The following is a 14708-nucleotide window of genomic DNA, read 5'->3' as shown; positions in this document are numbered from 1 at the left end:
GCGTACTTTAGACTTAGCAAAGAAAATTAATTGGACTCCTTTTATGACTGAAAAAGTGACAAAAAAATCGCAACTTATCCGTATTGCTACACGGAAAAGTGCCTTAGCATTATGGCAAGCTGAATTTGTAAAAGCGCAACTTGAGCATTTTCATGCTGAACTCACCGTTGAGTTAGTGCCTATGTCGACCCAAGGAGATATTATTTTAGATACTCCTCTTGCAAAAATTGGTGGTAAAGGGCTGTTTGTTAAAGAACTTGAACAAGCTATGTTAGATGGCCGCGCTGATATCGCCGTCCATTCAATGAAAGATGTGCCGGTGGATTTCCCACAAGGATTAGCACTGCATACTATTTGTGAGCGTGAAGATCCACGGGACGCGTTTGTATCAAATAGCTTTGATAACATTGCACAGTTACCACAAGGTGCTATTGTTGGTACATCTAGCTTGCGTCGTCAGTGCCAAATACGTGCATTGCGACCTGATTTAGAAATTCGCGATTTACGCGGTAACGTCAATACCCGCTTAGCTAAGCTTGATGATGGCCAATATGATGCGATTATTTTAGCAGCCGCGGGTTTAATTCGTTTAGCAATGCATGACCGTATTAAAGCCTTTATTGAGCCAGAACAATCGCTACCAGCCAATGGCCAAGGTGCAGTTGGAATTGAATGTCGTATTGATGATGAAGTAACCAAAGCGTTACTTGCACCATTGGAACACAATGAAACACGCATTCGCGTAAATGCAGAGCGTGCCATGAATCGCCGTTTAGAAGGTGGTTGCCAAGTGCCGATTGGTGCTTATGCTTTAGTTGATGGCGAGCAAGTACATTTACGTGGCTTAGTTGGTGCGATTGATGGCAGCGAAATTTTACGTGCTGAAATCAGTGGTCATGCTCGCGATGCAGAACAACTGGGTGTACAACTGGCCGAGCAATTACTTGCATTAGGCGCAGATAAAATTTTAGCAGACGTATATAGAGACGCATAAATGTCACAGATCCTGATAACTCGCCCACATGGAAAAGGCGCCGACCTTGCAGAGCAACTGTCGCAAGGGGGTTATCAGGCGACTTTATTTCCGGTTTTAAAAATTGATTATTTCACCCCAGATAATACCCAGCTCAGCCCCTTATTAAATGCAGATAAAATTATTTTTATCTCCCAAGATGCAGTCAAAGCATTGTTGGCCCTTAAGCCCGATATAAATATCAAAGCACAATTTTATGCCGTAGGCGAACAAACCGCTGAAGCCATTTGGCAGGCGTTTGGGGTGCGAGCGGCAGTGCCTAAGCAGCATGATTCCGAAGGGTTATTAGCGCTAAAGTCATTACAGCAGATCGATGGGCAGAATATAGTGTTGGTCAAAGGTAAAGATGGCCGAACAACGATTGCAAAAAACCTCAAGCAGCGTGGGGCATTTTTAAATAATTTAGTCGTCTATCAACGTGGCCCTGTAGAAGGTAATGCAACTGACTGGATAGACCACTGGCAAAGCCTTGATGTTAAAGGTATAGTCATAACAAGTAATGCGGCAGTCGATGCAATTTTTCGTGAGCTGGGCGCAAAACAATTAGAGTGGATCAGACGCTGCCAGTTTTATGTTGCCAGTGCTCGCATCAGTGAACACCTTGCGGCGCAACAGATTGACTCGGCAAATATACACATTGCTGCAGGTGCAAGCGATAGCGCTATGTTTACTTGTATCAGCGAAGGTAACATTATGAGTGAAGACACAAAGCTAACATCTCAGCTTGCTGACACTAAAGCAACGCAAAGCAGTTCAACCAAGGCGAATGCTAAGGTTGCAGACTCTCCTTCGGCAACAAAAAAAGACTTTGCTATGAATCAAAAACCCAACCCAACTAACAAACAAAAAGTAAGTAAAACTGGCAGCTTAGCATTATTGATCTCGTTAATTGTGGCAGCTGGTGTGGGCTATCAGTTTTATCAAAAATTAAATACGCAGCAGCAAGAAAATCTGTTAATTAATCAGTTATCAGCTGACAACCAACTACTCAGTAAAGAGCTACAAGCCGTTAAAGTTGCGCAGCAAACCTTGCAACAAGCACTGTTTAATAGTGAGCAAAAAGTGACGGCAGCTTTAGCTGCAAGTGAAGCTGAAACACAGCAGCAATTAGAAAGTGCCTTGCAGCGTGCAGAGCAACAAACATATAGCCTTAATCCACAAGAGGTGACTAGTTTACAGCGTATGGCTGAGTTTAAACTGTGGGCTGAAAAAGATTACCAAGGGGCAACTGCTGTGTTGTCTCGTTTAGATGCGTTACTTGCAGAGCATCCAGGAACTGGCGCTATTCGCCAAGCTATACATCAGGACTTGCAGGCATTAAGCATTGTAAAAAGTGTGCCAGTTGAAGCCATTTATTTGCAGCTACATGGTGTACTAGGACAAGTTGATAAACTGACTTTTAATGCGGTTGCATTACCACAAGAAGTGGAGCAAGAAGAGCAACATGCATTGAGCGAAAACGTTAGTGACTGGCAGCAAAATCTAGCTAATACTTGGCATCAAATGATGGATGGCTTTATAAAAATCCGCCAACGTGAAGATGTTGCCATTGAAGCACTGCTTACAGAGCAAGAACGCCACCTAATTAAACAACGTTTGAGTTTGTATTTATCACAAGCTCAAGATGCTTTATTAACTAAACAGGCGAGTGTTTATTTTACTGCCTTAAACCAAGCAAGTGAATTAGTTAATGACTACTTTAAGCAAGATGATCCGCAAACCCAAAGCGTGTTGAAAGCGTTAGCTGCATTGAATAAAGAGTCATTAAACTTTAATCCAGAGATCACTTTGAAAAGTACTGAGCAGGTCAAGGAGTGGGCACAATGATCCGCTTAATCTTAGTTATTTTAGCGATTGTAGTATTGCTTGCTGTTGCGCCATTGCTACTCGGCGAAACAGGCTATGTATTGATCTCATTTAAGCAAACAACAATTGAGGGCTCCATAGTTGCATTTGCAATTACAGCATTAGCGATATTTATTGGTGCTTATTTAATTTATAAATTAGTGCGTTACTTATGGTCTTTATACAGCAATACTCGCCATCGTTTTTTTGCCCGTAGTGAAGAGCGTAAACAAGCGGCAATTGAGCAAGGTGTATGGAGCTTAATTAATGGCGATAGTGAGCAACTTGAACTTGCGCTGGCAAACAATAGTGTGGCTGATAATTGGCAAGATGTGCGCTATGCGTTACTAGCCAAAGCGGCATTACAAAACAATGAGCCTAATAAGGCAATTGTGTTACTTAATCAAATCTCACCAGAAAATCAATTAAAGGCGGCGAAGCTTTGGCTAGCCAGTGGTGATAGCAGTACCGTGACCGGTGAATTAAAACTATTAGCGGAGGCTAAAAAAGCCACCGCCTTGGAACTAAAACTGTATGCCGAAGTACTTGTTCAGCAACAAAAATGGGCTGCACTTGAGCAGTTTATGCCGCGTTTATTAGCCAAAAAAGCGTTAACGGATAGCCAGTGGGCGATATTATTGACCAGCTATTTTATGGCTCAGCCAGAATCGCAATTAACCGATAAGTATCAGCAACTTTCTAAAAACGTAAAAGTAAAAGCACATAGCTGTTACTTAGCCGCAATGGCAAAAGCTGGGCGTTTAAATGAGATTGAACTAAGTCTACTTAAAATGCTGAAAAAACCAGAGCAACACAACGAGCTTGCTCAGATTTTAAACGTTTCAGCACCTGGTGATGCGCTAAAATTACAAGCCAGTTTACAAGATGCGTTAAAGAAAGATCCTGACAATCAAGCATTGTTACTCGCACTTGCTTGTCTAGCGAATGCACATGGCGAATACGACCTAGCAGCGCGGGTGTTTGATAAGGCCTTAACTCGAGAAAATAGCAAAGCATATTTGGCACAAGCACAGCTTAGTTATAGTAAAAGCGCACAACCACAAAAAGCACTCGACCTGTATTTGTAGATACGCGGATCCACACCAGCATGGGAGCGTCAGAGCATTGAAAAATATATTTACTCTGACGTTTAGTCTTGCTTTTGCTTATTTTATTACTGGTTTTTTCAGTAACTCATTACTGGCAATAGATGGTTATGCAGTGGCTTCGTGGCCACCGTCAGGCATTGCCCTTGCGGGGTTTTTATTGTGCGGGCGACGCGCCTTAGTTGGGGTTTTGCTCGGTGCTTTACTCACCAATATGATTCATCTCGATCGTGTTGCTGATATTCTGCATTGGCAGGTTTTTTTACAAGCTTTAGCCGTCTCTTTAGCAGCCGTTTTGCAGGCCTGGGTAGGCTGCTATTTCATTGTTAAAATAATTAAAGCGCCGCTAGATTTATCCTCTTTAAAACACAGTGTGCAAAGCTTGATCATTGCAGGTCCTGCTTGCTGTGTGATCGCGGCAGCAATAGGCACCAGCTTATTGGTGTTCAATAATATAATACCGGTACATACCGCCTTTGATAACTTTGTCGCGTGGTGGATTGGTGACAGTATTGGGGTGTTAATTTTTACACCGTTAATATTGGCGGCTTTTAATTACGCACAGATGCGTCATCGCTTACAAGTAATTTTACCGGCAATCCTAATTTATGTCGTTATAAGTATTAGCTTTTATGCTGCCGCCAGTGTGAAAAAAGACAAAGATATTCAAAAGCAGGAAGCGAAAGTTGCGCAAGTGCAGTCGGAAATAAATCATAAGTTAAATGAAATTACAGGGCATTTAGCATTACTCTCAACTTTTTTCGCCAGTAGTGCTGGAGTAAGTAATGATGAATTTAAGCGTTTCACTTCAAAACAGCTGGATTATAGTAATGAAATTCTTGCTTTTGAATGGGTGCCTTACGTACCAGCAGCACAGAGCACTGATTATCAGAATAGAGTTCGCCAACAACAAGCTGGCTTGAGTCAGTTTTATATTAAAGAGCAATCCTCTGCTGGGCTCTGGCAGCCTGTTAGTGAGCGAGATGCTTATTATCCAGTGCAATATACCTATCCAATTATAGGTAATGAAGAGATTATTGGTTTTGATTTGGCATCGAATAGCCAGCGTCGTAGAGCATTGCTGTTGTCAAAAGCATTGAATGAATTCGTGGTTAGTGAACCTATTGATTTATTACAGAATAAAGCGCGCGAACAGGGTGTGTTGTTTATCAGCCCAGTATTTAATGATTTGGATACACAGGTTGACTTTAGAGGTTTTGTGGTTGCGGTGGTGAGCCTAGCGCGCTTAGCAAATACTTTACAATTTAATCATCACAGCCAAATAAGTGCAGATTTTTATGATGTCACCGATGTGCAAAACACACTCTTAATTTATCGCACTGCTCGTACTGATATAGAGCTGTTGAGTGAATACCAATTAGAGATTGGCGAACGAATTTGGCAAATACAGCTACTTGAGCCAAAAACACAAACGTCATGGATAATGTACTGGTTTGCCCAAATATTAGGGATGTTGTTTGTGTGGTTACTGATCACTTTCTTAATTTCAGTAACAGGCACTAATATTCAGGTTAGGGAGCAAGTTGCTCAACAAACACGCGTTTTGCGACAAGAAAAACAAAAAGCGGATGAAGCAAGTCAAATCAAAAGCCAGTTTTTAGCCAATATGAGTCACGAAGTACGGACTCCGATCAATGGCATCAAAGGGCTGCATTATTTAGCGTTACAGCAGCAAGATTGGCAACAAGCCCGTCATTATATTGAACAAGCTGATGGCGCACTGAGTGTGCTGCTGCGAGTATTAAATGATGTGCTGGATTTTTCAAAGATGGAAGCGGGTAAACTGGATTTAATGCAAGAGCCAATTGCATTAAATAAGTTAATTGATGAATTAATTAATTTGGTGCAATTTGAAGCTGATATAAAGTCGCTGAAATTACTATTAGAAATCGATAGCACAACTGAACTACAGCTAGATTGTGATCCAATACGGTTAAAACAAGTGCTGCTTAATTTATTAAATAATGCGATTAAGTTTACCGCCGCTGGGGCTATTACGTTAAAAGTATGGCAACAGCGTGACAGTATATATTTTAGTGTCAGTGACACTGGTATTGGTATTAGCCAAGCAGCCCAACAGCAGCTATTCCAACCGTTTGCTCAAGCTGATAGCTCTACCTCGCGACAGTTCGGTGGCACTGGATTGGGATTAAGTATTTGCAAGAAGCTGGTTGAATTAATGGGTGGAACGATTAGCCTAGTCAGTAACGAAGGGCAGGGTTCAACTTTTACTTTCACCTTACCGCGCACTTCACCGCTTGCGAAAGCTGAGCAATTAGGGCCACAGTTTAATGATATTGATACAAACAATATATCGCTCGCTGCATTTAAGATCTTATTAGTTGAAGATAATCTGCTCAATCAACATGTTGCCACCGCTATATTAAAAACCAAAGGCTGTATTGCTGATGTTGCTGTTGATGGTTTTGAGGCGATAGAGAAAGTTTTTGAAACCCGTTATGATTTAGTTATCATGGATATTCAAATGCCGAATATGGATGGCTTGCAAGCGACTAAAGTGATCCGTGATGAGTTATTTATGCATGAGTTGCCTATTATTGCTTTGTCTGCAAACGCTCATGATGATGATGTTAAAAAAGCCCTCGCAGCTGGTATGGATGGCTATTTAACAAAACCAATTGATGCAGAGAAGCTATTTAAAACCGTGTGGCATTATCTACACAAAAGTACTCATTAATATTATTAGTACTTTTATCGAGCGGGGCTGACAAATGACCTCAATAATACCAACAAAATCATCTAAACTTGAATTACCGATTGAAGTGCGTATCATCCGCGCAAATTAACTGAACTGAGTGCTAATTATGATCAACAAAAAACTCCCTTTGCTAGATATTCATCGCCATTTAGATGGTAATGTCCGCGCACAAACAATTCTTGATTTAGGCCGTCAGTTTAATATTCAACTGCCCGCTGACAATGTTGCAGCGCTAATTCCACATGTACAAGTTATTGATCCTGAACCTAACCTAATGGCTTTTTTACAAAAGCTTGATTGGGGCGTTGCAGTGCTGGGTGACTATGATGCATGTCGACGTATTGCCATTGAAAATATCGAAGATGCCCAAGCGCAAGGCTTAGATTATGTTGAGCTGCGTTTTAGTCCTTACTACATGGCGCAAAGCCAAGGTTTACACCCACAAGGCGTGGTTGAAGCGGTTGTTGATGGGATTAAAAGTGCGACTCAAAACAGCACAGTTAAAGCTAATCTGATTGGTATTATGTCACGCACTTATGGCACTAAGATTTGCCAGCAAGAACTAGATGCCTTACTGGCGTTTAAAAATGATTTAGTAGCGATTGATTTAGCCGGTGATGAAATAGGTTTTCCAGGTGAGCTATTTGTTGATCACTTTAAACAAGTGGGTGATGCTTACTTAGCGGCGACCATACATGCTGGTGAAGCGCTAGGATCGGCAAGTATTTGGCAGGCGATAAACGAACTGGGGGCGGGGCGTATTGGTCATGGTGTCAAAGCTATTGAAGATGCCAAGCTAATGGACTACCTACGTGATCACCGCATAGGGATTGAGTCATGCTTAACCAGTAATGTGCAAACCAGTACCGTCGCTAGTTTAGCTGTACACCCACTGAAACAATTTTTAGACCATGGTATTTTGGCCTGCATTAATACTGATGATCCAGCTGTCCAAGGCATCGAAATTGAGCATGAATACGCGATTGCAGCACCGGCGGCAGGGTTAACTAAAGCGGATATGGAAAAAGCCCAAGCCAATGCACTCGATATTGCATATTTGAGTGATGCTGAAAAACAGCAACTAAAGCAAGCTGCCGCTTTACGATAGTTGCGATGTACAAGCCATTAAATTATGCAATGCACCTAATGCTCACGTTGGCAGCTTAGGTAGTTATCATACATGGCTTTAAGAATATCACTACGGCCTATCATACCTATGACCGTAGTGCCTTCTACAACGGGGTAGTTTTTCGGCTTACCGGTTTTCATTTGCTCTGCAAGTTCCATGATGTTGGTGTCTGCATTGACGGTGACAACCTCGGTTTGCATCAGCTGTGAAACCTTAACCACGCCATCACAAAAATAACTAGTTTGCATTAATGGTTTTAGTAGTTCTTGCTCAGAAATAAAGCCCACTAAACATTTATTATCATCAAACACCGGCGCGCCCAGTAGTTTGAATTTTTGTAGTTCTGCAATTGCGGTGGTCATCTCGGTTTCGGGGGTAATATGCGGTAACTTGCGCTGCATAAAATCTTTTACTTTGGTGTTTAACATTTGGCTCTCTCCCAATTAATGAGTTATACAAAGTATGGTTAAGGATTGGCCGTTTGTGAAATTGTTTATGTTGATTATGCTGATAGGTAACAACAATCACAGCTAAATTTAATTATCAGCCAGACCATCAGAGTGAGTTTGGTATTTGGCTTTCACTAACTCCATATAATGCGTTAAGCTTTTTTGTGGATTAGTATCGAATGTCTTGGTGAGCGGAACAATACTTTGAATACGATCTAAGCGAAACTCTCGGTAGTCACAGCGTAATTGACAATAAGCGATAAGAGTCCACTTTGCGCCCCAATATACCAGCCCTAAAGGGTCGGCAATACGCTGGCTTGGTCGTTGGTTTACATCCAGATAATGAAATTCAATGCAGGTTTTATTGGTGATGGCTTTACGCAGTATCAAAGTGGTCGTTTGGTGGCTTTTATCGTGATGAAATGCAGAGACTAAATACGGTAGCTCTGCAACGTGTTGTTTTAGCTTGTTAGGCAGCACAGCATTAATTTTAGTAATTGCAGCTTGGGCATTCGCTGCTAACTGTGGATCAGTCCAAGCGCTGACCATTTTACTACCTAATAGCAGTGCTTGTAGCTCTTCTAGCGTAAACATCATTGGCGGTAGGTCATAATCGGCAATTAGATAGCCTGTGCCGGCCTCACCTTCAACGGGTACGCCCGAACTCTGTAAATGCTGAATATCGCGATAAATTGTTCGCTGAGATACATTCAAGCGAGCTGCAAGATCTCGGGCTGTAATCGCAAAGCGGCGACTTTTTAGTATATTTACTAGTTGAAATAGCCGCTCTGATTTATGCACTGGTTTGCGTTCCTTAAAATAAAGCTATTAGCTTTGCTGACAAGCTGTTTGGCTCAGTACTTCAAAGCGATCCAACTTTATCGATTCTTTTGCAATTAGAGAAGTGTACTGCTGGCAAATAGCACTATCAAAAAATACATCACGAAGTTTTTGGGCATCAGCAACCGTAGCAAAATAAATGATACTACTATATTGCTGGGTATCGGCTTGCTTAGCAAGGGAGCGGTAAAGTACGCCTGATTGGTTATCAATATAATGCTGAAAATCATTATTAGCGATGTGGAACTGCGCTAAGTTTGTATCAGTCTTTAGTTTGAAATTTACAACTTCGATTAAATTTGTGGTCATCATAGTTCTCCTTGTTTAAGAAGAGCTAAGTAAATCATAGCGGGCTGTCAGGGAATGTCAGTAACCAGCTTACGGATAAAAATTAAGCTGGTTACTCTGGTTATACTATTTTATAAATGCAAATGCATCGGCGTACATGTTTTCGCGAATTGCACCGTGGTTTAAAAAGTCATCACGAACAATGCCAATCATATCAAAGCGACCCGCCATATAAATATCGTATGGAGCAAGTGAGACTATATCGCTCATTACGGCTTTATGTACGTAGCCAGTGTGACCGGTCCAGCTGTCAGTTGGGTTTTCAACCACAGGAATAAACTCAAAGTTTTTGCGGCTGTCAGCCCATGCCTGCATTTCGCTATGTGCATATAAAGCCGATTCTTCGCGTACGCCCCAATAAAATAATACTGGGCGGTCACAACCAATTTCACTTAAATGGTCGGCCATTGATTTTGCGTATGAAAAACCGGTGCCACCGGCGAGTAAAATTATTGGTCGTTCGCATTGTAAGCGTAATTGTGAAATACCTAGGCCAGCTTCAATCAACACCTGAGTTTTCTCAGCATGTGCTGTGCGAAGGTGTTCAAGGGTTTGCATTGCATATGAATCAACGGCAGATGCGCCAATGTGCAGCTCTAGCTCATCACACTGTGAAGGGCGGCTGGCAATTGAAAACGCACGCTTGTCTTTTTCACCCAGTACGACTTGTAGGTATTGGCCAGCTTCAAAAGTAACGCTTTGTGCTGGTTTTAAAATGACTTTGTGAACAAATTCGGTTAATGGGCTGATAGCGACAACTTCAGCGTGTAATGTTTGCATGTTTTACCTTAAATTAGCAGAGACGCACTTTATTTGAGCAATAGTAGCATAACCGCGCAGTGAGTTTACAGCCTCTAACAGGCCAGTTAGAGAATATCTAAGCTTTGCCAAATTTCATCGACGCGATCTTTAGTTGCTTGATCCATCACGATAGGCTCGCCCCATTCTCGGCTGGTTTCGCCAGGCCACTTATTGGTGGCATCCATTCCCATTTTCGAACCAAGACCTGAAACAGGTGAGGCAAAATCAAGGTAATCAATTGGCGTGTTTTCAATTAAAGTGGTGTCGCGGGCGGGATCCATACGGGTGGTGATAGCCCAAATTACATCATTCCAGTCGCGCGCGTTGACGTCATCATCGCAAACAATCACAAACTTAGTGTACATAAATTGGCGTAAAAACGACCATACTCCCATCATCACCCGTTTGGCATGACCAGGATATTGTTTTTTCATAGTCACTACGGCCATGCGGTAAGAGCAACCTTCAGGCGGTAAGTAAAAATCGACAATTTCAGGGAACTGCTTTTGTAAAATTGGCACGAACACTTCGTTCAACGCGACACCTAAAATAGCCGGTTCATCAGGCGGGCGACCGGTGAAGGTACTATGATAGATAGGATCTTTACGGTGTGTCATGTGAGTGACTGTCATTACCGGGAAGTCATCTACTTCGTTATAATATCCGGTGTGATCACCGTATGGGCCTTCAGCTGCCACTTCGCCTGGCATGATATAGCCTTCTAACACTATTTCGGCACTTGCCGGTACTTGTAAGTCGTTTGATATTGATTTAACCACTTCAGTTTTGCTACCGCGCAGTAAGCCGGCAAAGGCGTATTCACTCAAGGTATCTGGTACTGGCGTGACCGCGCCTAAAATAGTCGCTGGATCGGCGCCTAATGCCACCGATACCGGATAAGGCTGACCTGGGTTTTCTTTACACCACTCTTGAAAATCAAGTGCGCCACCGCGGTGTGATAACCAGCGCATAATGATTTTATTTTTACCAAGCAACTGTTGGCGATAAATCCCAAGATTTTGGCGCTTTTTATAGGGACCTTTGGTGACGGTTAACCCCCAGGTTATTAACGGCGCTACATCACCTGGCCAGCAGTGTTGGATTGGCAGCTTAGTTAAATCAACATCATCGCCTGCAATAATAACTTGCTGACACGGTGCTTTTTTAACTTCTTTGGCCGGCATATTTAACACTTGCTTAAAAACGGGGATCTGACCAAATGCTTCTTTTAAGCCTTTTGGTGGTTCAGGCTCTTTTAAAAATGCCAGTAACTTACCGACTTCTCGCAGCTCGCTAACGTGTTCTTTACCCATTCCCATGGCAACGCGCTCTGGTGTACCAAATAAATTAGCCAGCACCGGAATATCATAGCCTTTAGGGTTTTCAAACAATAAAGCAGGGCCCTTAGCACGTAGTGTGCGATCGGCAATTTCGGTCATTTCTAGATAAGGATCAACTTCTTGGTGAATACGTTTCAGTTCACCTTTTTTTTCTAATAAATCGATAAAATCACGTAGATCTTTGTATTTCATAGTGGGCCGCTTTAAAGCTTAAAAGACTGTTAGCATTATACTTAAATAAAAACGGTAAGCGAATTAATGAGGTGTCTTTAGGGAGTATTTAAGCGATCATTTTTGTCACATTATCAGGTGAGTAAGCTATAGTTTAAGACTAATGTTTGAAATGAGTTTTTGATTAATGGGTGGGCTTATCGTAAAAACATTTATCAAGGCTGTAATTGTTTGCTGTGTAATTACCTTTGTAGATCAAGTCAGTGCTAAACAATCATTAGATTCTGCGATCAATATACCACTTTTTAATGAGCATAGTGCCGTGATGTTAGTGGTGGAACCGCAAACGGGTGAAATTAAATTTGCTAATAAGGCTGCGGCTGCATTTTATGGTTACAGTATTGCGCAATTACAAACAATGCGCATCCAGCAAATTAATATATTTACCGAGCAACAAGTTGCACAGGAGCGCCAAGCGGCTCTGAGTAAAGGGCAAAACTATTTTGTTTTTCAGCACCGCTTAGCGAGTGGTGAAACACGTACTGTTAGCGTTTATTCAGCCCCATTTACAATTGAGAATAAAGATTTTTTATTTTCTGTAATACATGATATTTCATCGCAACGTAACCTTGAAAAAGCACTTTGGCATTACCAAGAGAATCTTGAAGAGTTGGTTGCCAGCCAAACTAATGAAATAGAACAAAAGCGCACCGATCAATTGTTGTTAGCGCTGATATCTATTTCTGTACTGATGATACTGTTGGCGACGTTAACCTTGTTAGCTTTGCGATTGCGCAGGGCTAAAAAGTCGGCGCAAAAAGACAGTGCGACGCTAAAAGCGATTTTCAATAGTATTGATGATTTGCTGGTTTACACTGATGCCGAACATATAGTTATTACCGCTAATACTACGGCTGTGCAAAAGTTAACGGCCGGCGAGCCACTGGAAGATAAAAATATTTACTCATTTACTGAGTGTCCGAAAGGAGTTGCTGGGGTTGATAGTGAGTGTCAATTTCACGGAGCCAAAGAGGTATTTTGGGGAGAGGCACGAGTAACCGCCGTTATCGACGAAAAAAATAGCAAAATTGGTGAAATACACTTAATTCGTGATATCAGTTTAAAATTAAAAGCACGCCAGCAGCAACGACTTGCGAGTACGGTATTTTCGGCAACTAATGAAGGTATTTTGGTTTCTAATCGTGATAATGAAATTCAAACTGTAAATGCAGCCTTTACGCAGATCACCGGTTATCAAGAACAAGATGTGCTTGGTCAAACACCTGCAATATTAAATTCGGGTCGTCATAAACCATCGTTTTTTAAAGCGCTATATCGACGTTTAAACGAGGCGGGGCAATGGGAAGGCGAAATATGGAACCGCCGCAAAGATGGTAGTATTTATCCTAGCTGGGTCAATATTTCGGTGGTATTTGACGATGAAAAAGACATTGAAGTTTATGTTGCCTTATTTAACGACATTTCGTTACGCAAAGAAAATGAACAGGAAATGTGGCTACAAACTAATTTTGATACCTTAACGGGTTTGGCAAATCGCTATCATTATAATAGTAAGCTAGATCAAGAAATGATCCGTGCGACGGCTGATAATAAGCGTTTGGCAATTTGTTTTATTGATTTAGATCGGTTTAAAAGTGTTAACGATACCTTAGGGCATAATAGTGGTGATTTACTGTTACTTGAGGCTGGCAAAAGGCTTAAAGCATGTATGCGTAGCTCTGACGTAGTTGCCCGTTTAGGTGGCGATGAGTTTGCGCTATTACTGCCCGGGATCAATACGTTAGCAGATATTGAGCGATTAGCTAAAAAAGCTCTGCTGGCGCTTAATTCTTCATTTAAAATTGGTGAGCAAGATGTATTTGTATCCGGCAGTATGGGGATCACTATTTTCCCCGACGATGGAGCCGAGCGCAAAATCTTATTACGTAATGCAGATAGCGCCATGTACAAAGCTAAAGCACAAGGGCGAAACTGTTTTGAGTTCTTTACCAGCGGCTTGCACGAACAAGCGACAGCTCGCAGCAAGCTTGAAAATGCTCTCCATAAGGCTCTTAGTAATAGCGAGTTTACCGTTTATTTTCAGCCAATTATTAGCCATGATAAAAAGAAGGTCGGTTGTGAAGCTTTATTACGATGGCATAGTGCGGAGCTGGGCGATGTGTCGCCGGCACAATTCATTCCGGTGTGTGAAGAGTTAGGATTGATCATTGCAATTGGTGAGTGGGTACTCAGAGAAGCATGTCGCGAAGCTGCTAAGTGGTGTAGCTGTTTCGGTGAACAATTTTTTGTCACGGTAAATATGTCTAGCGTGCAATTTATTCGCCAAGATATTGAGGCGTTAGTTAAAAGTGTTTTGCAGGAAACGCAGTTATCAGCTCAGTGTTTAACCCTTGAAATTACAGAAACGCTACTTGCTGATAATAGCTCAAACATCTTGCAGCAGTTACAAGCATTACGTGCAATCGGCGTGGGTTTGGCAATTGATGACTTTGGCACCGGTTACTCGTCGTTGAGTTATTTAAAGCGTTTTCCGCTGAGTAAGTTAAAAATAGATCGGGAGTTTATCAAAGACTTACCCGATGATCTTGAAGATTGTGCGATGGTTAGTGCAATAATTTCAATGGCTAGTAACCTACAGCTTAAAGTTGTTGCCGAAGGAGTTGAAACCTCTGCACAGCTGGCTTTCTTAAATGCTCTAAATTGTGATTATATTCAAGGCTTTTTATACAGTAAACCACTGCCAGCGGCACTATTTGATCAATACATTCGGGAGTTTATCGCGGGGCAAAATAATAAATGAGTAGCTACACAGCACTGTAATGGTATTTCAGCGCTGTGTATTTGGCATTATGACAATAGCCGCTGAAGATGAATTTATATTCAGA

At 41.8% G+C, this 14708-nt stretch carries 11 protein-coding genes; 6 read left to right on the top strand and 5 right to left on the bottom strand.

All coding sequences use genetic code 11. The annotated features are described in order from the left end of the window. Positions 1-55: 55 nt before the first annotated feature. From hemC to add, 5 genes are all read left to right on the top strand, one after another. Positions 56-994, top strand: a complete 939-nt coding sequence (gene hemC, locus ACMVDV_RS12590; protein WP_416159095.1) for a hydroxymethylbilane synthase — start codon at positions 56-58, stop codon at positions 992-994. After that, positions 995-2860 (top strand): uroporphyrinogen-III C-methyltransferase, encoded by a 1866-nt coding sequence (locus ACMVDV_RS12585; protein ID WP_416158334.1) that lies wholly within the window; start codon positions 995-997, stop codon positions 2858-2860. It abuts the gene before it with no gap. After that, entirely contained in the window at positions 2857-3966 is a 1110-nt protein-coding gene (locus ACMVDV_RS12580; protein ID WP_416158333.1) for a heme biosynthesis HemY N-terminal domain-containing protein, read from the top strand. Before ACMVDV_RS12585 ends, ACMVDV_RS12580 begins: the two co-directional genes overlap by 4 nt. Positions 3967-4003: 37 nt before the next feature. After that, a complete protein-coding gene (locus ACMVDV_RS12575) occupies positions 4004-6703 on the top strand; it encodes a CHASE domain-containing protein (RefSeq protein WP_416158332.1) in 2700 nt (899 codons plus the stop codon). 127 nt (positions 6704-6830) lie between these two features. Then, positions 6831-7832, top strand: a complete 1002-nt coding sequence (gene add / locus ACMVDV_RS12570; RefSeq protein WP_416158331.1) for an adenosine deaminase — start codon at positions 6831-6833, stop codon at positions 7830-7832. A gap of 35 nt (positions 7833-7867) precedes the next feature. On the opposite strand, the gene ACMVDV_RS12565 is transcribed toward add, so the two are convergent. The 5 genes from ACMVDV_RS12565 to ubiD all read right to left on the bottom strand — a co-directional run bounded on the left by ACMVDV_RS12565 (position 7868) and on the right by ubiD (position 11823). After that, complete coding sequence (locus tag ACMVDV_RS12565; RefSeq protein ID WP_304185104.1) at positions 7868-8281, bottom strand: CBS domain-containing protein; 414 nt, start codon at positions 8279-8281, stop codon at positions 7868-7870. Positions 8282-8389: 108 nt separating this feature from the next. Next, positions 8390-9103, bottom strand: coding sequence for a helix-turn-helix transcriptional regulator (locus tag ACMVDV_RS12560; RefSeq protein ID WP_304185106.1), 714 nt, complete (start codon positions 9101-9103; stop codon positions 8390-8392). Positions 9104-9130: 27 nt separating this feature from the next. Beyond that, positions 9131-9454 carry a hypothetical protein gene (locus ACMVDV_RS12555; RefSeq protein WP_304185107.1) on the bottom strand — a complete coding sequence of 108 codons (324 nt, stop codon included), beginning with the start codon at positions 9452-9454 and terminating at the stop codon, positions 9131-9133. Positions 9455-9556: 102 nt separating this feature from the next. Next, positions 9557-10270: an NAD(P)H-flavin reductase gene (gene fre / locus ACMVDV_RS12550; RefSeq protein ID WP_304185108.1), complete on the bottom strand. Its 714-nt coding sequence runs from the start codon at positions 10268-10270 to the stop codon at positions 9557-9559. An 86-nt stretch (positions 10271-10356) separates the two neighbouring features. Beyond that, positions 10357-11823, bottom strand: a complete 1467-nt coding sequence (ubiD, locus tag ACMVDV_RS12545; RefSeq protein ID WP_304185109.1) for a 4-hydroxy-3-polyprenylbenzoate decarboxylase — start codon at positions 11821-11823, stop codon at positions 10357-10359. Between the two features lie 166 nt (positions 11824-11989). Here ubiD and ACMVDV_RS12540 point away from each other — a divergent pair, with 166 nt between their 5' ends. Further along, positions 11990-14623, top strand: coding sequence for an EAL domain-containing protein (locus ACMVDV_RS12540; protein WP_416158330.1), 2634 nt, complete (start codon positions 11990-11992; stop codon positions 14621-14623). Positions 14624-14708: the final 85 nt, after the last annotated feature.

The sequence above is a fragment of the Pseudoalteromonas sp. ASV78 genome (assembly GCF_047806705.1).
Classification (GTDB): Bacteria; Pseudomonadota; Gammaproteobacteria; order Enterobacterales; family Alteromonadaceae; genus Pseudoalteromonas; species Pseudoalteromonas prydzensis_A.
The sequence above is the reverse complement of the archived record's forward strand: the minus strand, read 5'-3'. Positions and strand labels throughout refer to the sequence as shown.

What these genes read in the sequence shown, in the direction of transcription:
- ACMVDV_RS12585 (WP_416158334.1), top strand. Translation starts at nt 995, where the DNA reads ATGTCACAGATCCTGATAACTCGCCCACATGGAAAAGGCGCCGACCTT.
- ACMVDV_RS12580 (WP_416158333.1), top strand. Translation starts at nt 2,857, where the DNA reads ATGATCCGCTTAATCTTAGTTATTTTAGCGATTGTAGTATTGCTTGCT.
- add (WP_416158331.1), top strand. Translation starts at nt 6,831, where the DNA reads ATGATCAACAAAAAACTCCCTTTGCTAGATATTCATCGCCATTTAGAT.
- ACMVDV_RS12565 (WP_304185104.1), bottom strand. Translation starts at nt 8,281, where the DNA reads ATGTTAAACACCAAAGTAAAAGATTTTATGCAGCGCAAGTTACCGCAT.
- ACMVDV_RS12555 (WP_304185107.1), bottom strand. Translation starts at nt 9,454, where the DNA reads ATGATGACCACAAATTTAATCGAAGTTGTAAATTTCAAACTAAAGACT.
- fre (WP_304185108.1), bottom strand. Translation starts at nt 10,270, where the DNA reads ATGCAAACATTACACGCTGAAGTTGTCGCTATCAGCCCATTAACCGAA.
- ubiD (WP_304185109.1), bottom strand. Translation starts at nt 11,823, where the DNA reads ATGAAATACAAAGATCTACGTGATTTTATCGATTTATTAGAAAAAAAA.
- ACMVDV_RS12540 (WP_416158330.1), top strand. Translation starts at nt 11,990, where the DNA reads ATGGGTGGGCTTATCGTAAAAACATTTATCAAGGCTGTAATTGTTTGC.